This is a genomic window from Algoriphagus litoralis, assembly GCF_003259255.1.
Taxonomy (GTDB): Bacteria; Bacteroidota; Bacteroidia; order Cytophagales; family Cyclobacteriaceae; genus Algoriphagus; species Algoriphagus litoralis.
This window is the reverse complement of record NZ_QGOL01000002.1, coordinates 366,127-383,492: the sequence shown is the minus strand read 5'-3', so window position 1 is coordinate 383,492 and position 17,366 is coordinate 366,127. Positions and strand designations below refer to the sequence as shown.

Below are 17,366 nucleotides of genomic sequence, written 5' to 3'. Positions count from 1 at the left end.
TTTGTTATTCAAACACACGTTTGTAGAACCAGCTGTTGTCGTTCAATGAAAAACCAAGCGTGAAATTTACGTAGTTTTCCCGAATTAGCCCAGCATCGAGTGTTCCTCTTTGCCCAACTTTCAAGGCCATATTTACCATTGATAACTGATTTAGGTAGATGGATGTTCCCAGAGACAGTCCAATATCATTGATATTGGTTTGATTTAGGAAATAAGGAGTCTGCATCCATTCCACTCCAATCCGGTACGTAGATCGCTGAAAGATATTGTCAAAAGACAGGTAATCGGGCACAATTTGAAATCCTACAGCCAGTTTTTTGGCGGCCTGAAGATCCAGTGGGTCCCCGAAGAAGTTACGATAGGAAGTAAAATCCTGAAACTGTCCCTCTATCCCAACGGCATATTTATTCATTTTTTCAAATGTCAATCCAAATCCAAATCGATTTGGGATATACACGCTACCCTGCACATCATTGGCAATAAGGTCTCCGTCTGAGTCCGGGTCGCTAGCTTGGCCAATCCCCGCCAGTTTTGCAAACCCAGTTCCATTAATGTCCCCAAATTTCTGATAAATGGCGCCAATATGAATGTTGCTTTTTTCTGAGGCCTTGATCATATAATGTGCCCCGACTTTGAATCCCACATCCGATACGGTCAATCGCTCATAGTATTCCGAGGCACTTCCCACTTCTACACCCTCTTCCCCTGTGATCAATAATTGATTGGATCGGATCGTAGACCCAAAAAGATAAGAACCGTGAAAACCGATACTTAGATTCTTGGCCAAGAGATAGCCAAAATTGAGGTAGGCTTCAGAAATCCCTCCGTCGCCGCTAAGGAAATTGTTGGCTTTTAGCTCAGCATTGTTCACTGTACTCTCTACCCGGAGTCGGTAATTCACACTTGTGATCTGACCTAGCCCCATACCTGTAGTGAATTTCCCCTGCTTGATTGGAAAAGAAAGCGCAATGTAGGAAAGTCCACCACCGTCCACATTTGAGGATTCGGTTCCGTTATTGACGTTGATGGATTTGTAGTTTAGTGCAGCCTGAAAGTTAAAAATGGTATTTCGGGTCGTGATCGCCGGATTGACATTATTTGCCTGCCATCCTGTACCATAGCTGATCCCCATTCCTCCCATACCCTGATTCTGGGTAAGTCCGGAAAAATTAAATTCACCAATCCCCAGCGCGCTGTAGGTGGAGGCACTATTCTGTGCATTGACCTTGGAAAACAACAAAAGGGCGCATAGCAGGCCCAAGGACTTAAAGAGGTTTTTACTCGACATTGTGGTTTAGAATACAATTCAATCCATGAAGGACTAAATTTGGGACTACAAATATGTGGTCTTTTGCCAATGATTCAAAAGAAAGGGAATCACCGCCGCAGATATATACCTTAATTTCAGGAATTTTAAGACGATAGGCCTCAATATGACCCAAAAGCTCATACTCCACTCCATACCAAATCCCCGACTGCATGCAGCTGACCGTGGAGTTACCAAGTGCATCCTCCGGCTTTTGATCCAAAGCCACCAAAGGTAGCCTGGCTGTGAACGAATTCATCGCTTTGGCGCGCATCTGAAGCCCTGGGCTGATCGCTCCTCCCCGATAGATGGACAACTCATCCACCCATTCATAGGTAATGCAGCTTCCCAAATCTATGGCCAAGACAGATTTTTTTCCCGCCAAATCCCACGCTCCAATCGCTGCTGCGATCCGATCCAATCCCAAGGTCTTCGGGGTGGAATACCCGTTGAGAATTGGCAAATGGCTGTCATGACTTAGAAAGACAAAGGGAAACGAGATTTTTTCAGCCAATTCCTCTTGGGTAAATCGAACCGAACTGACCAAACAGGCTTGAAAATCCATTGCTTCCCAAAACCTAAGGGCGGCATCGAAATCCTCAAAACTATGATCCCCGATCAGATCCTTTCCTTCGAAAAGGGCAGATTTGATCCTGGAGTTGCCGATATCGATGACCAGATTTTTCATTGGCATGCAAATTAGACATTATTGAAAGGGAGACTTTTCCCGGCTTAAAATTATCTTTGATCTGTCTGCCTACTTAACAATCTTTAACCCATGCACCCAACTAACTACCATTTGATCGGATTGATGTCTGGCACTTCAGGCGATGGCTTGGATATAGCTTTTGTTCACTTTGAATGGAAAGGCCGCTGGGTATTCCGAATTGATCGGACTGAGACAGTTTCTTTTCCCGCTAATCTGGGAAAGAAACTCTCTGAAGCCCATCTACTTAGTGGGCTGGAAATCTGTAAATTAGACGTGGATTTTGGGCAATGGATGGGGAGACAGGTCAAGACATTTTGTGAAAAGCACCAATTGGAACCTGATGCTGTAGCCTCGCATGGACACACAGTTTTTCACCAGCCCGAAAACAGGCTAAGCCTTCAAATCGGCAACGGCTGGGCACTGCATCAGACCTCTGGCTACAAAGTGATCAATGATTTCCGAATGCTGGATGTACAGTTGGGAGGGCAGGGTGCACCTTTGGTTCCCATCGGAGATCAGTTGCTTTTTCCCGAGGTGGATTTTTGCATCAATCTGGGAGGCATCTCCAATATCTCCATGGAAAAAGATGGACAGAGAATTGCCTTTGACTGCAGTCCATTTAACCTTTTGCTTAATGCAGAAGCACAAAAACTCGGCAAATCTTATGACAATGAGGGAAAAATCGCTCAAAGTGGGGAGGTCAACCTGACGCTTTTTGAGCGACTGAATGAAATTCCCTTTTATTCAAAAAACCAGGCGAAGTCTTTGGGCAGAGAGGACATGGAACAAGTCTTTACGCCACTCATCCGAGAGTCTGGCTTGAGTCCAGCCGATGCATTGAGTACCTTGGTGGAGCACTTTGCCTTTCAGATCGGGGGGGTAATCAGAACTTTTTCAACCAAGAAAACTCCATCCATTCTTCTTACGGGAGGTGGGGCTTACAATGCCTATTTTATCCAGCGATTGGATCATTACCTCAGAAAAAGCTGGAAAAGGGTGGAGACTGATTCGGAGTTGATTGAATTTAAGGAAGCATTGATCTTCGCTTTTTTGGGTCTGTTGAGATTAAGAGGCGAAAACAATTGCCTGGCATCTGTGACAGGCTCCTCCAGAGACAACTGCGGTGGGACCATTTACGGATAAACCCTTTGTCACAGGTCCATTGAGTAGCACATTCAATTTTTTCTATTTTTGGGGCCAAATATAAACCCAAGAAAAAAATGCAGGACCTGCTGGAAAAATTTGAGAATAAAAAACCTGAAATAGTTTTTGAGTGGAGTGATTCGGAAACTGAAGCTGAAGGCTGGGTTGTGATCAATTCCCTCAGAGGAGGAGCCGCCGGGGGAGGAACACGAATGCGCAAAGGACTGGATAAGCGGGAAGTAGAATCCCTTGCCAAAACGATGGAGGTGAAATTTACCGTCTCTGGACCTGCAATCGGTGGAGCCAAATCGGGAATCAACTTTGATCCGGCTGACCCAAGAAAAGCCGGAGTATTAGAACGCTGGTACAAGGCGGTGATGCCACTGCTGAAAAATTATTACGGTACCGGAGGAGACCTAAATGTGGACGAAATCCATGAAGTAATCCCGATTACCGAATCTTATGGCCTCTGGCATCCCCAAGAGGGAATTGTCAACGGACATTTTCATGCCAATGAACCACAAAAAATCCGGAAAATAGGGCAACTGAGACAGGGCGTATCCAAAGTACTGGAAGACCCCAACTTCACCCCTAACGGAACAAAAAAATACACAGTAGCCGACATGATCACAGGATATGGTGTGGCAGAAGCGGCCTGTCATTTCTATTCCATCTGGGGTGGTGACATTCGTGGGAAACGTGCCATCATCCAAGGTTGGGGGAATGTAGGTGCTGCCGCCGCCTGTTTTCTGGCTGTAGAAGGAGTGAAAATAGTCGGGATCATCGACCGGGAAGGAGGCTTGATCAATGAATCCGGATTCAGTTTGGACGAGATTCGTGAACTGTTTGTAAAGAGAAACGGCAACAAACTCGTGGCGGAAAACTTGATCCCTTTTGATGAGGTGAATGCCAAAATCTGGGATCTAAACAGCGAAATCTTCATTCCGGCCGCCGCTTCTCGCCTCGTTACGCAAGAACAGGTATCCCGAATGGTCGCTGCGGGATTGGAGGTGATTTCCTGTGGTGCCAACGTACCCTTTGCCGATTCAGAGATTTTCTTTGGTCCGATTGGTGTCTGGGCTGATGAAAAAGTAGCGTTGATCCCTGATTTCATTGCAAACTGTGGCATGGCAAGGGTATTTGCGTACCTAATGAGCGATGATGCAGCTGTCACAGATGAGGCGATATTCTCGGATGTTTCTACGACAATCAAAGAAGCACTGAAAAAAACACATTTAGATAATCCAGAAAAAACTAAACTGGCCCAAACTTCCTTTAAAATAGCATTGACACAACTCGTGTAAAAGCGGGGAAAAAGAACCGGGTTTGGAATTAATTTTTCGTGAATTCCGGCCCGGCTACTTCCAGAAGTTGGTCTGTTTACATCAAAATCTGTAGTTTAGTAAACCGCTTAACCCTGAGGCAGCCGATTAAAATTTGTTTAAATTTCCGGAGAGCAAGACCCAGCATACCAAATCGACCAAATGAAGAAATATCTTATAAGTCTATCCATACTTTTCGGAATTTTATTTTTTGGATTACTTGAGCCAACACAATCTTTCGCCCTTTCGGCAGAAAATTTAACGGAGGCCACAGCACAAATTGAAACAAATCATCAAGACCATGATTCCGCAACTTCAGTAGCAGACCATGCGGAAAGTGAGGGACATGATAGCCATACTGCACCGACTTGGCTAGTAATTCCATTTATTACCCTTCTTTTGATGATTGCCACGGGTCCCTTGTTTTATGAGCACTTTTGGCATCACAATTACCCTAAAATTGCGGTCGGTTTTGCCGCTTTGGTGGTGCTGTATTACTTATTTGTATTGGGAAATGTACACGGCCCAGTTCATGCCCTGGCCGAATATGTCCAATTCATAGCCCTTTTGGCTTCTCTCTATGTAGCCTCCGGGGGAATTCTGATAGAAATTGATAAAAAAGCTACCCCGCTTGCTAACGTTTCTTTGCTATTGATCGGTGCAGTGGTTTCTAATTTGATAGGTACCACGGGTGCTTCCATGCTTTTGATCAGACCTTTCATCCGTCTGAACAAAGGAAATATTCAAGCCTACCATGTCGTATTCTTCATCTTGATGGTGAGTAATGTCGGGGGTTCATTGACCCCGATTGGGGATCCTCCCTTATTCTTAGGCTTTCTGAAAGGGGTTCCTTTCTTTTGGACTATTGAGCACAACTGGCCTGCATGGGCGCTTGCACTCTCCTTGCTCGGAGTGATATTTTATTTCGTAGACCGTAGATTTGGCAAGCTGGAGGAGGACGAATTCACAGAGGTCATCACCTATACCAACAAGTTTTCCATGGTGGGAATCAAGAATTTCGGTTGGTTGTTCGTGATCATTTGTGCAGTTTTCCTAGATCCAAATGTAATCGAAGGTGTACCTGCAATAGTGTATGACGGTCAGAAGTTTTCCTACCTCCGTGAAATAATCATGCTTTCGGTGGCATTCTTCTCCTACAAGTTTGCGGATCAACGAGCGCTCAAGGGTAATGAATTCAACTTTGAACCCATTCGTGAGGTAGCTTTTATTTTCGTGGGGATATTCGGTACCATGATGCCTGCTTTGGAGCTGGTCGGAAACTTCGCCAAATCTCCTGAGGGTGCTGAGATGATCACTGTGAATACGCTTTACTGGGGTACAGGGACACTATCTGCAGTCCTTGACAATGCGCCGACTTACTTAAATTTCTTGGCAGCAGCCATGGCATCTGAAGGAGCAAGTATCAACAACATCGCTGAGGTTCGGGAATTTGCCGCCAACAGCATGAATGATTCAGACACTACGTTCCAGTTGATGGCAATTGCGATTTCCTCTGTTTTCTTTGGAGCAATGACCTATATTGGCAATGGCCCAAATTTCATGGTAAAGTCAATTGCTGAGCAAAACGGGGTAAAAATGCCATCATTCTTTGGATATTTGATCCGCTTCACCATTCCGATCCTTCTTCCAATTTTATTCCTTATTTGGTTGGTATTCTTTGCTTTTGCCTAAGGGCTAAGCTCCCGGTACCTAAAGCAGTCGACCAAATGGTCATTTACCAATCCTGTGGCCTGCATGTGCGCATAGACGGTGGTGCTCCCGAGGAATTTGAATCCTCGCTTCTTGAGATCCTTAGCAAGTCGATCTGATTCGGGAGTCGTGGCTTGTGCTGCACCCATGTTGCGGAGGGAATTTTGGATGGGTTTTCCCCCAACAAATCCCCAGATGTATTCTGAGAAGGTACCAAACTCCTCCTGAACTTTGATAAAACACTGCGCATTGTTGATGGTTGCACGGATTTTCAACACATTCCGGATAATTCCCGAATCTTGGAGCAATTCCTGAACATAACTTTCAGGAAATTCTGCCACCACCCGGTAATCAAAATCCGCAAAGGCCTTACGATATCCTTCCCTTTTCTTGAGAATCGTAGCCCAACTCAGTCCTGCTTGTGCACTTTCAAGGACTAAAAATTCAAAATGAACCCGATCATCGTAGACCGGAACTCCCCATTCGGTATCATGGTACTGGATATATTCGGGAAAACCCAAACACCAGGGGCAACGATTTATTGTTTTAGAATCAGTCATAGAGGATTTTTAACTAGCGCCTTTTAAAACTAAACAAGAATTGGGATAAGAACCTTCACCGGTTTAACTTCTACTCAAATTATACCCGAATTAAATGCATCATACCTCCAGTTTGGAAATCAGTACCAGCGCATACCTACAAAATGTTGAATTTATCCGCTCCAGAATTGGTGTAAAACCGGTGATTTCCGCGGTGGTCAAAGGTAATGCCTACGGCCACGGAATAGCTCAACTGGTACCCATAGCAGAACAGGCTGGGGTTCACCATTTCAGCACCTTCAGTTCTGACGAAGCGAGGGAGGTGTTGAAAAATAGTTCGCAACCTCGTGAAATCATGATCATGGGCATGCTTCATTTGGATGAAATTCGAGATTTGATACTTTTGGATATCCAATTTTTCGTTTTCGATTTTGAGCGACTGGAACAGGCCATCGAAGCAGCAAAAACCTTGAAACAGAAAGCTAAAATTCATGTGGAGGTAGAAACTGGCTTTCGCAGAACTGGATTTGAATGGGATGATCGCGAGAAACTTCTGAAACTCCTTCAGGACAATCATTCACATTTGGAATTAAAAGGGCTCTGTACCCATTTTGCCGGCGCCGAAAGCGCTCAAAACCATACCCGAATACTCTCACAGATTGCGCATTTTGAACGATACAAGGGATTTTTCAGCCAAAACAATCTTCACTTTGAACGGCTGCATACCGCCTGCTCAGCGGCAACTTTGCTTTTTCCCGAAACTCATATGGACCTAGTCCGAGTGGGAATTGCCGGATATGGCTTTTGGCCGACACGAGAGACTTTCGAATTGATCAAAAACCAACTTCTACCTGAAAACCGCAATCCATTGAAGCGGCTTCTAACTTGGAAAACCCAGATCATGAGTCTGAAAAAAGTGAACGCGGGCGATTATGTCGGGTATGGCAAAAGCTATCAAGCTCATAATGACATGATGCTAGCGATTATTCCAGTTGGCTATTCTCATGGATACGGTCGCAACCTTAGTAACCACGGTCAGGTGCTGATCTCTGGGATATATTGCCCCGTCATCGGTACGGTCAATATGAATGCTGTGGCCGTCGATGTGAGCCACTTGATCCATCCCCAAGCTGGCGAAGAAGTAATCTTAATAGGCAATCAAGGGGAAAATGAGATTACTGTAGGGTCTTTTGCAGAAACCTCAGATCTAGTTAACTATGAAATGCTGACCAGATTACCTTCCCAGATTCCGCGGATCATCGTGGACTAGTAAAAGATGATCGTCTTGTTTCGAAAAGCCATCACTTTTCGGTCGATATGATATTTAATGGCTTTGGACAGGGTGACTTTCTCCACATCCTGGCCAATCTGCACAAGCTCTGCTATGGTATTGTGATGTCTTACCCGGGCTACTTCCTGCTCGATGATCGGACCCGCGTCGAGTTCTTCGGTCACATAATGAGCCGTCGCCCCGATGATTTTTACTCCCCGCTCATAAGCAGCATGATAGGGTTTAGCTCCTACAAAAGCCGGCAAAAAAGAATGATGAATGTTGATGATCCGATTCGGAAAATTTCTGATAAACTCCGCCGAGATAATCTGCATGTACCGTGCAAGAACAACAAAATCCACTCCGTGTACTTTCAATAATTCAAGCTGCCGGGCCTCAGCGGTAGCCTTGTTTCCAGCCGTGAGCGGTACATGATAAAACGGAATCCCAAACGCCTCCACTATAGGCTGGAGTTCGTTATGGTTCGATATCACCAAAGGAACATCCACTTCAAGCTGACCTGCATGATGTCTTCCCAAAATATCAAACAGGCAATGCGAAAGTTTGCTTACAAAAATTGCCATTCTTGGTCTTGGAAAGTTGAAATAAAGCTTAAATTCCATTCCAAATCCTAGTCCTACCTCTGCTTGAAATTTCGGAGCAATTTCATCTTTTGTCAAAGAAAAAGAATCCAGTTCCCACGCTGCCCGCATGAAGAAAAGTCCCATCTCTTCATCCACATGCTGATCGACCTCGAGGATGTTTCCATTATAGAAATATAAAAATTTGGATACTGCGGCAACAATTCCCTTTTGATCCGGACATTGAATGAGTAGAATAGCCTTATTCATAACCCCAATTTAGGAATTCCAGATCGTCCATGCCGCCTCGGCCTGCAGTACAAGCATGTCCATACCATTTTTGGCATTTCCTCCTTTTTGAATGCAGGCTTTCATCAGTGTCGTTTCGGCAGGATTATACACCAGATCATACACGCGATGATTGGAATTCAGCATTTCTACAGGAATATCAGGCATTTCTTCTGTTTTGGGAAAAGTGCCCAAAGGAGTAGTATTAATAATCAACGGGAAGTTTTGAAGAAAAGCAGGATTCTGCTTCAAATCATCGTAGGTGATTTGATTTTCTCTCGGGCTCCTGGATACAGAAAGAAAATCCACTCCAAGATCTCGCAATGCGACTTTTACAGCCTTTGATGCACCTCCTGTTCCCAGTACCAGCGCTTTGGGAATATCACTTCCAAGCCAGTTTTTCAAGGATTCCTTAAACCCGATATAATCGGTATTGAAGCCCTTTCGGTACCCGTTACGGATTAGGATGCAATTGACAGCGCCAATGAGCTCACAGGCTGGATCCAACTCATGGAGTAGGCGAATTACATCCTGTTTGTACGGAATGGTCACAGACATGCCTTCTAGTCCAGGATTTTCCTTCAAAACAGATTCAAAATCACCTATATCCGGAATCTCATAGAGCTCAAACTGGCAATTCACAATGCCTTCTTTTTCAAACTTTTCTGTGAAATACTTTTTCGAAAACGAATGTGTCAGGGGAAAGCCAATAAGACCAAATTTCCTCATGATTCCATCAGTTTGGAAGCCAGCCATTCAATAAAGAGCACGAGGATAATCCCAAAAGCAAAAGCCAGAACAGCTGCTAGAATCTGCGGCTGCTCACCTACCTGTGCCAAATAGTCTGCCGGCAGGAGGTTATCCGTGAGAAAGGGCTTTTGTTCCCCACTGGAAGAGGTCCTCCAAGAGGTCACGATCTTCCAGGGCCAGAGTTCATTGACAGAACCAAGCATGAATCCGGAAAGTAGGCCTATGGTAATGGAATAGTATTTTCGCAGCAGCCAGGAAACCAATCTGCTGAAAGAAAGAATCCCCACGATACATCCGGCAGCGAAGACAAAAAGCTTAAGAAAATTACGCTCCGTCACTGCTTGAAGAATCCCCTCATACTGTCCCAATATCAACAGAATAAAGCTTCCGCTGATCCCGGGCAAGATCATTGCGCAAATCGCAATCGAACCTGACAGAAATGTAAACCACAAAGCATCCGGTGTGGTGGTGGGAGGTAAATTAGTCACCCACCACGCGAAAACAGTTCCGATCAGAATGGCCAAAACTACACCCAAGTGCCATCTTTTGATTTCTTTCAAAATCATAAATGCACTGACTAAAATCAGACCGGTGAAAAAAGACCACAAGGGAATCGGATGCTCCTCCATCAGATAGGTAATCAGCTTGGACAGCACAAAAATGCTGGTGAGAATCCCCAAGAATAAGCTTAGCAAAAAAGACCCATTCACCGCTTTGAAGAAGCGCTTTGGTTCTCCTTGGAGAAGTAGCTTAAAATTGGCGACTGAGATGGAATTGATACTATCCAAAAGCTCCTGATATATTCCGGCAATCAAGGCAATTGATCCCCCCGAAACTCCTGGGACAATGTCTGCTGCACCCATTGCCATACCTTTGAAGTAAGTCAGGGCATACTTTTTTATCGAGTTCATAGCCAAAAATAAAGGCTGACCGATAAATCGATCAGCCCCGTTTGAATTTTGATTTTGTTAGAGTTTGATTTCTCCCAAGAAATGATCGAAAGTATCTCCTCTAAGACCAAGTCGGATTGTTTCCAAGGGGATCACCTCTGAAGGACTGATATTTCCTAGGTTTACATTTGCGCCCAATAGCTTGATAAACCAAACCTGTTGAGATTTTTGAGGTGCTTCCCAGATGATTCTTTCCTCAGGCACCTGCGTGAGAATTTCCTCAACCAGCCCCTGACGGACTTCTCCAGAGTCCCGGAATAGACCAACATTTCCGCCCTCTCTCGCTTCTCCGATTACTTTCCATGCACCTGCGGCCAGTTCAGTCTGCATCTGCTCGATCCATTTGTACGGGGGAATGATTTTGGCAGCATCTTTAGAACCTACTTCAGAGAGTACAGTGACTTGCTTGGCAAGTGTGGAGATATATTCACACTTTTTGTCGTGGTTGAGGGAAATAGACCCATCAGAAACTTCCGCAAATTCCAGATTATATTTATCCAATACGCGCTGATAGTCTTCAAATTGACCTCTGACGATAAAGGCTTCAAAAAGTGTACCTCCCAGATAGACCGGGATTCCAGCAGCCTTATACACCGCCAACTTTTCATTGAGATGCTTAGTCACATAAGACGTCGCCCATCCTAATTTGACTATGTCAACAAAATCAGAGCAGCTGTCTACAAAATCCTCGGTTTCCCGAAGGCTAAGACCTTTGTCCATAGCCATAGTAAATCCCGTGGTACGAGGCTTGCTAGTCCGCACAGGGATATTCTTTAGCACATAATTCATGTGTTTATGTTTTGATTTTTAAAGGCTACATGGAATCTCGCATGCGGGAGAATCATCACAGGGTGTGATTTTTTTGACATGCTTGATTTCATTTGCCAGGTTTTAAAGTTTAGAGCAGGGAATGATCATCCCGATATTGAGCGATGATCTTGTAGATGGCCTTTTGTTCTTTTAACTCAGGCATCAGTTCATACAAGATGGTATGCTTATCGAAGTCCAAAGTTAACGCATTTTCTAAATATGAAAACGCATCTTTGTATTTGCCCATTTTTACCAGATAAACTACCATTCTGTAGTAGAGTTCCGGCTCCTCTGGAGCTTCTTCGATTCCCTCTCGTACGACATCCACTGCTTCTTCAAAGCGGTTTTGCTCAAAATAAATCACAGATAGGTTCACATACGTCTCCATGATGCCCGGCTCGAGATTGATGGCTTCTTCATACGCTTCCGAGCTGGCTTGCATATTTCCTAGATTAAACTCGGCATCTGCCAGGCCTACCCAGAAGTTTGCATTTTCTTTATTCAGGTTGAGCGCTTTTTTGAAATAGTGAATCGCTTCAAAAAATTTCTCCTTTTTCAACATGCACATACCTAGTCCAAACCAGGCATCATCGTATTCCTCGTCCAGTTTTGCAGACTTTTTAAAATACTTAAACGCTTCATCGATTTTACCCAGTTTTTCATACGCGGCGCCCATGTAGCAGCAGTTTTCAGCATTGACCCCTTCACAGTTGATGGTATTCTGGTAGGCCTCCAGGGCTGCTTCATATTGATGGGTATTCATCAGGGAATTGCCCATATTGAAATAGGCTGAGGCAAACGCATCGTCTATGATTAACGCGTATTCATAGGCGGAAATGGCGTCTTCGAAGCGGCCTAGTCGATTGTACACCACGCCCAAATTGTACCAAGCTCCTGCGGAATAGGGATCCTGATCAATAAATTCTTGGTAAAACTGTAAAATCTCGTCAAAGGAGCCCTCTTCCTCAGTAATCATCGCCAGCTGAAAAAGCGCGTCCTCGTGGTTGATTCTGTTTTTTACGGCTTCTTTGAAATAATCGCTTGCCTTGGCATTGTCACCTTTGGCACGATAGAGATTTCCGAGGGAATAAAACACCTCTGCTTTATCCTCTGCCATGGGCAAATAATTCTCCAATAGCTCAATTCCATCCTGGTGATTTCCCGCAAGGATCTGTGCATTGGCTAGGGCCAAGACGATGTCCTCATTATTCGGAGACAGGTTATTGAGATTTTCCAAAATACCCAAGCCCTCTTCCAACTCATCGTTGAATATCAGACATTGTGCTTTGAGCAGACGAATTTCCACTGAAAAGGGAAACTTTTCCAGGGAATATTCTGCCGCCCTCAGGGCCTTGAGAAACTTCTGCTGATCAAAGTAGAAGCGGATGATGTCCTCCAATTCTTCTTCTTCAAAATAGAGGTCCAAGTTGGACTTCAGGGAATTCTCAAATCGCTCAACGAGTTTTTTATCCTCTTCCCAGTCGTGGTCGTGATCTCCCGTCATTCGGTGATGTTATGGTTTATTTAAGATACCAAAAATTGAGGTATCTCAAAATACAGGGTGTTTAAATTTTCTTTCGCTTAAGAAATTTTCAGATTCTAAGGGAAATGGATTGTCTAGACAGCAATCATCGGATAAACGATGACTTGCAAAAATTAGTTTATTTCAGTCCTCTTTGGCCCATTCCAGACTTTCGGTCAGAGTCTGGTAGCTATAGCCCAGTAGATTCTGAATTTTCGAATTATCAAACTTAGTCTTCTGTTGGGCAAGCATGGCAGTTTGTCTATTCAGGGGACTTTTGGTCAATCCAACCCATCTCAAAACTGTGGTGGCCATGGATCCAAGGCCTACCAACCAGTTGGGCAGTGGGATGGAGGGTGCCTTCTTATTGAATACAGTAGCTATTTCCCGAAAAAAAGTCTCATACGGGATGCTTTCCTTATTCAAGATAAACCGTTCGCCCCAAGCTCCTTTTTCCACCAGCAATCGGGTGATTTTTGCTGCATCCCGGACATCCAGGTAATTCACATTTCCTTTTGGGAAAAATGTATTTTCCTCTAAAACGAAGGAATAAATGGCTGTACTGCTTTTGCCATAGCTTGCTTTTCCCAGCAAAACTGAAGGATTGACTACAATCAACTCGAGTCCTTCCTGCTCTCCCCGCCATGCTTCAAGCTCGGCCCAGTACTTTGAGACGGCGTATTCCGTATTCAGAGGGGATTCCGTCCACTTGTATTCCTCATCGATTTCCAAATGCTCAGGGCTGCGTCCGATGGCTGCCACGGAACTCACGTGAACCAGCTTTTTAACTCCGGATACCAGCATAGCGTTGACCAGATTTGCAGTGCCGGTGGTATTTACTTCATAGAGTTTTTCCTTGTCTTTAGACGAGAAAGACACCAGACCTGCAGCATGAATCACCAGATCTATCTCACGGAGAGCGTCCACCAAAAATTCCATATCGGATAATTCCCCAACATGCCAGTGCACGTCCAAGTCACCGACCAGTTTCAGATCAGAGCTTTCTCGCTTCAGTCCATGAATTTTACCCAATTGGCCAAACTCCCGTGCTAAATGGCTACCAAATAGGCCGGTAATGCCGGTGACCAAAATATTCATAATCAGAAATTAGAGCCGGGTATTGATTAAATCGAGATGTTGAATTTTCTCATAAATTTTTTGATGCTTGGGAAGGCTCTCAAGCATATCGAGGTAACGGGCATTGTGGCAGTCGGTTCCTAAAAGTGCCACAACACCTTTTTCTACAAGCATTTCCGCAAACTCCTTGACCTGCTTGGAATAAAATCCTGTAAGTGACAAGAGATTGACTTGGAAAAGCAACTTTCGCTCGAAGAGCTCCTCCTGAAGTTTTTTGTCCATCAGCAGGTATTGGTAGCGTTCCGGATGGGCCAGAATCGGTTTGTATCCAGCCATTTCCAGATGAAAAATGATATCCAGGAGCATCTGTGGTTTATTGATAAAACCCGTCTCCACTAGAATGTAGTTATCCCCAAAGGTGAGCATTTGCTCGCCTGATTTTACTTTTTCGAGGAAAATCTCATCCATGTAATATTCTGCGGCCGCTTCGATTTCAATGGAAATTCCCGCTTGTTTTACGGATTTTCGAAGGTCCTCCAGACCCATTAGGATGATCTCAGGCGTATTTCGATAATACTCCGACATGATATGTGGCGTCGTGATAATCTTGCTCAGACCAAAATCCGCCAATCGTCTTATCAAGTCAATCGATTCCTCCATGGATTTGGATCCGTCATCGATACCCGGAATCAGATGAGAATGCATGTCGGTCTGTAGCCATCGGAGATCCAGTGGCACCACTTCTTCCTGCTTTCTTTTAAATATGTCTAACCAAGCCATTATATACCACCATTACTGTGATTCTTAAATTCTTCCAAAGTCATCCAAAGTTGGTCTTTTTCAGAAATTATCGGATCTGTCACCTGCCAATCAATCCCCAACGCGGGATCATTCCAAAGGATTCCTCCTTCCGAGGCTTTGTGGTAGTAATCGGAGCACTTATAGGAGAAAATTGCATCCTCCAAAACTGAAAAACCGTGCGCAAAGCCGGCAGGAATGTAAAGCAGATTATTTAGGCTGCCATCCAAAATAGCCGAAAAATGCTTCCCGAAGGTGGGTGAATCTTTTCTGACATCAACAGCTACGTCGAGTACTTTGCCTGTGATGACCCGTACAAGTTTGGCCTGCGAAAATGGAGCAACCTGAAAGTGAAGGCCTCTCACAGTCCCTTTTTGAGAAAAAGATTGATTGTCCTGTACCCAATTTTCATTGATTCCTTCTTTAGTAAACCAATCTTGTCGAAAAGATTCAAAGAAATACCCTCTGCTATCGTGAAATACTTTGGGGAAGATTTCAAGTAGACCAGCTATCGGAGTGCTACGCAGCTCTGCCATTTGTGTAAGATTTCATTTGTGCTTGTAGTGGTAAAATAACTATTCCCAAATTGACTATCCTAATCTACTTTAAGGAATTATCCCCAATTTTGCGACTAAAGTGCTGTACTTCATGTCAAAAAAGGCAGGAACAAATCCGCTCTGGATTCTCAGGAGGAACCATTTACCCAAAAAAGACCGTTGCTTAGCGGAATAGAACTCGATATGAACAAATTTTCACGGAAAATCCAAAAACTATACGATACCGCTCCAAAAGAAGAGACTGCAATCCTAGTCACCCTGATCCGTCAACAACAAAGCGATCAAGAAGTGGAGGAGCATTTGGATGAGCTTGCTTTTTTGACTGAAACACTCGGTGCCAAGACGGTCTATAGATTTACCCAGCGTATGGAAAAGCCGGACATCAAGACTTTTGTAGGCTCTGGAAAACTCGAAGAAATCCGAGCTTATGTGGAGCACTTTGATGTGGACATGGTGATTTTTGACGATGACCTCAGCCCTTCTCAGATGCGAAATCTAGAAAATGAGATCAAGGTCAAAATCTACGATCGCTCCCTGCTGATCCTCGATATCTTTCTCAAAAGAGCTCAGACTGCACAGGCAAAAACCCAGGTAGAACTAGCCAGATTTCAATATTTGCTACCAAGACTGACCAATATGTGGACCCACTTGGAGCGGCAGCGTGGTGGTACAGGTACTCGAGGTGGAGCTGGGGAAAAAGAAATCGAAACAGATAAGCGGGACATTCGGGCAAAAATCACTTTGCTGAAGGAAAAGCTCGTCGAAATCGAAAAACAGGGAATCACCCAGCGAAAAGGCAGAAAAGGTGTCGTCAGGGTGGCTTTGGTAGGATATACCAATGTCGGCAAAAGTACGCTGATGAATCTGATCACCAAGACTGATATCTTGGCAGAAAATAAACTGTTTGCTACAGTAGATTCTACTGTTCGCAAGGTGGTCTTGGATACGATTCCATTTCTTTTGTCAGACACAGTAGGATTCATTCGAAAATTACCCACTCACCTGATCGAATCCTTCAAATCCACCCTAGATGAAATCCGGGAGGCTGATTTACTGGTCCACGTGGTGGATATATCACACCATGCCTTCGAGGACCATATCGCGGTAGTTACCCAGACCCTCAATGAACTGAAGGCAGGTGACAAGCCGGTCCTGTTGGTATTCAATAAAATCGATTTGGTACAGCAGATGCCTTCAGAAGAAGAATCCCTGCAGATCAGTGAGCACGAACTGCAGGAGACGAGATATGTAGATTTCAAAGCGCTGAGTGATGCGTATGAAAAGAAAAACGGAATCAAACCCGTATTTATGGCGGCTGCATCGGCGGAAAATGTTGAAGAATTCAGATCGGCCCTTCTGACAGAAGTAAAAAAGCAACATCGGAAGATCTACCCACACTACTTGGAAGACCAATATGTAGTATGGTCAGATCCGGAAGCCGGATCCATAGAATAGATTTGGTAGGAAATCAGCTTTTTTAATTTATCAGGTAGGAGAGCGTTCTATTTTTAGCTCTTGAATCAATCCTGTTAACCGATTTTTTGAACTATTGAACGAAGAGAACGACCCATTGGTCTAAATCCCCCCGTATTGGCAGGTGCGAAAGGTAGTTTTGAGCCATCATTCAATTCTACCATACCATGAATACCATTCTACTAATAGAAAAACACGACATGATGCGCTTATTTCTACTCAATTTATTGGGAAGAGAGTATCATGTTCACGCGGTCTCCAATTTACAGGAAGCCATCAATTGGCTCAAATCAAATGATTCAGATCTTATTTTAGGAGGTTTTACTGAGTTTCAGCTTCCTGCTGAGGCAGATATGCTGGGACGCTATGCCCAAGCAAAAAATACTCCCTGGATCGTATTGACAGAGCAGGACAAAAGCGATCAGCGAATCAAGGCTTTTTCTTGGGGCGCAAAAGATTGCGTCAGCAAACCCTTCAATCCGGTAGAGCTTCGACTCCGAATTCAGTCTCACCTTTCCTATTATACTTTTTCCCAAAGTATGATCTCTGTCGCCTAATCCG

The 17,366-nt window shown here is 44.4% G+C and carries 17 protein-coding genes; 6 read left to right on the top strand and 11 right to left on the bottom strand.

Annotation, left to right across the window (positions count from 1 at the left end; all coding sequences use genetic code 11):
• Positions 1-4 precede the first annotated feature (4 nt).
• Both DK188_RS01560 and DK188_RS01555 read right to left on the bottom strand, forming a co-directional pair.
• The gene (locus tag DK188_RS01560) at positions 5-1,288 is read right to left on the bottom strand and encodes a hypothetical protein (protein ID WP_111669021.1); all 1,284 of its coding nucleotides are present in this window, start codon (positions 1,286-1,288) and stop codon (positions 5-7) included.
• Positions 1,278-1,994 (bottom strand): type III pantothenate kinase, encoded by a 717-nt coding sequence (locus tag DK188_RS01555; protein WP_111669020.1) that lies wholly within the window; start codon positions 1,992-1,994, stop codon positions 1,278-1,280. Before DK188_RS01555 ends, DK188_RS01560 begins: the two co-directional genes overlap by 11 nt.
• Before the next feature lie 90 nt (positions 1,995-2,084).
• On the opposite strand from DK188_RS01555, the gene DK188_RS01550 reads away from it, so the two are divergent.
• From DK188_RS01550 to DK188_RS01540, 3 genes are all read left to right on the top strand, one after another.
• On the top strand, positions 2,085-3,158 hold the full coding sequence (locus tag DK188_RS01550) for an anhydro-N-acetylmuramic acid kinase (protein ID WP_111669019.1): 1,074 nt from the start codon (positions 2,085-2,087) through the stop codon (positions 3,156-3,158).
• A 77-nt stretch (positions 3,159-3,235) separates the two neighbouring features.
• Entirely contained in the window at positions 3,236-4,462 is a 1,227-nt protein-coding gene (locus DK188_RS01545) for a Glu/Leu/Phe/Val dehydrogenase dimerization domain-containing protein (RefSeq protein ID WP_111669018.1), read from the top strand.
• A gap of 180 nt (positions 4,463-4,642) precedes the next feature.
• Entirely contained in the window at positions 4,643-6,172 is a 1,530-nt protein-coding gene (locus tag DK188_RS01540; protein WP_111669017.1) for a sodium:proton antiporter, read from the top strand.
• On the opposite strand, the gene DK188_RS01535 is transcribed toward DK188_RS01540, so the two are convergent.
• Positions 6,169-6,750: a DNA-3-methyladenine glycosylase I gene (locus tag DK188_RS01535; protein WP_111669016.1), complete on the bottom strand. Its 582-nt coding sequence runs from the start codon at positions 6,748-6,750 to the stop codon at positions 6,169-6,171. The two genes, DK188_RS01540 and DK188_RS01535, sit on opposite strands and share 4 nt — an antisense overlap.
• Positions 6,751-6,844: 94 nt before the next feature.
• Here DK188_RS01535 and alr point away from each other — a divergent pair, with 94 nt between their 5' ends.
• Positions 6,845-7,999: an alanine racemase gene (alr, locus tag DK188_RS01530; protein WP_111669015.1), complete on the top strand. Its 1,155-nt coding sequence runs from the start codon at positions 6,845-6,847 to the stop codon at positions 7,997-7,999.
• On the opposite strand, the gene purU is transcribed toward alr, so the two are convergent.
• From purU to rfbC, 8 genes are all read right to left on the bottom strand, one after another.
• Complete coding sequence (gene purU / locus DK188_RS01525; protein ID WP_111669014.1) at positions 7,996-8,850, bottom strand: formyltetrahydrofolate deformylase; 855 nt, start codon at positions 8,848-8,850, stop codon at positions 7,996-7,998. The genes alr and purU overlap by 4 nt on opposite strands.
• A 9-nt stretch (positions 8,851-8,859) precedes the next feature.
• Entirely contained in the window at positions 8,860-9,597 is a 738-nt protein-coding gene (locus tag DK188_RS01520) for a shikimate dehydrogenase family protein (RefSeq protein ID WP_111669370.1), read from the bottom strand.
• Positions 9,594-10,529, bottom strand: a complete 936-nt coding sequence (locus DK188_RS01515) for a DUF368 domain-containing protein (protein ID WP_111669013.1) — start codon at positions 10,527-10,529, stop codon at positions 9,594-9,596. The genes DK188_RS01520 and DK188_RS01515 overlap by 4 nt, the downstream gene beginning before the upstream one ends.
• A gap of 57 nt (positions 10,530-10,586) precedes the next feature.
• A complete protein-coding gene (locus DK188_RS01510) occupies positions 10,587-11,357 on the bottom strand; it encodes a phosphosulfolactate synthase (RefSeq protein WP_111669012.1) in 771 nt (256 codons plus the stop codon).
• 109 nt (positions 11,358-11,466) lie between these two features.
• A complete protein-coding gene (locus DK188_RS01505; protein ID WP_111669011.1) occupies positions 11,467-12,882 on the bottom strand; it encodes a tetratricopeptide repeat protein in 1,416 nt (471 codons plus the stop codon).
• Between the two features lie 162 nt (positions 12,883-13,044).
• Positions 13,045-13,998: an NAD-dependent epimerase/dehydratase family protein gene (locus DK188_RS01500; RefSeq protein ID WP_111669010.1), complete on the bottom strand. Its 954-nt coding sequence runs from the start codon at positions 13,996-13,998 to the stop codon at positions 13,045-13,047.
• Between the two features lie 9 nt (positions 13,999-14,007).
• A complete protein-coding gene (locus tag DK188_RS01495) occupies positions 14,008-14,757 on the bottom strand; it encodes a tyrosine-protein phosphatase (RefSeq protein WP_111669009.1) in 750 nt (249 codons plus the stop codon).
• Entirely contained in the window at positions 14,757-15,311 is a 555-nt protein-coding gene (rfbC, locus tag DK188_RS01490; protein WP_111669008.1) for a dTDP-4-dehydrorhamnose 3,5-epimerase, read from the bottom strand. Before rfbC ends, DK188_RS01495 begins: the two co-directional genes overlap by 1 nt.
• Positions 15,312-15,515: 204 nt before the next feature.
• On the opposite strand from rfbC, the gene hflX reads away from it, so the two are divergent.
• A complete protein-coding gene (gene hflX / locus DK188_RS01485; RefSeq protein ID WP_111669369.1) occupies positions 15,516-16,787 on the top strand; it encodes a GTPase HflX in 1,272 nt (423 codons plus the stop codon).
• Between the two features lie 185 nt (positions 16,788-16,972).
• Positions 16,973-17,362, top strand: a complete 390-nt coding sequence (locus tag DK188_RS01480; RefSeq protein ID WP_111669007.1) for a response regulator transcription factor — start codon at positions 16,973-16,975, stop codon at positions 17,360-17,362.
• Positions 17,363-17,366 lie beyond the last annotated feature (4 nt).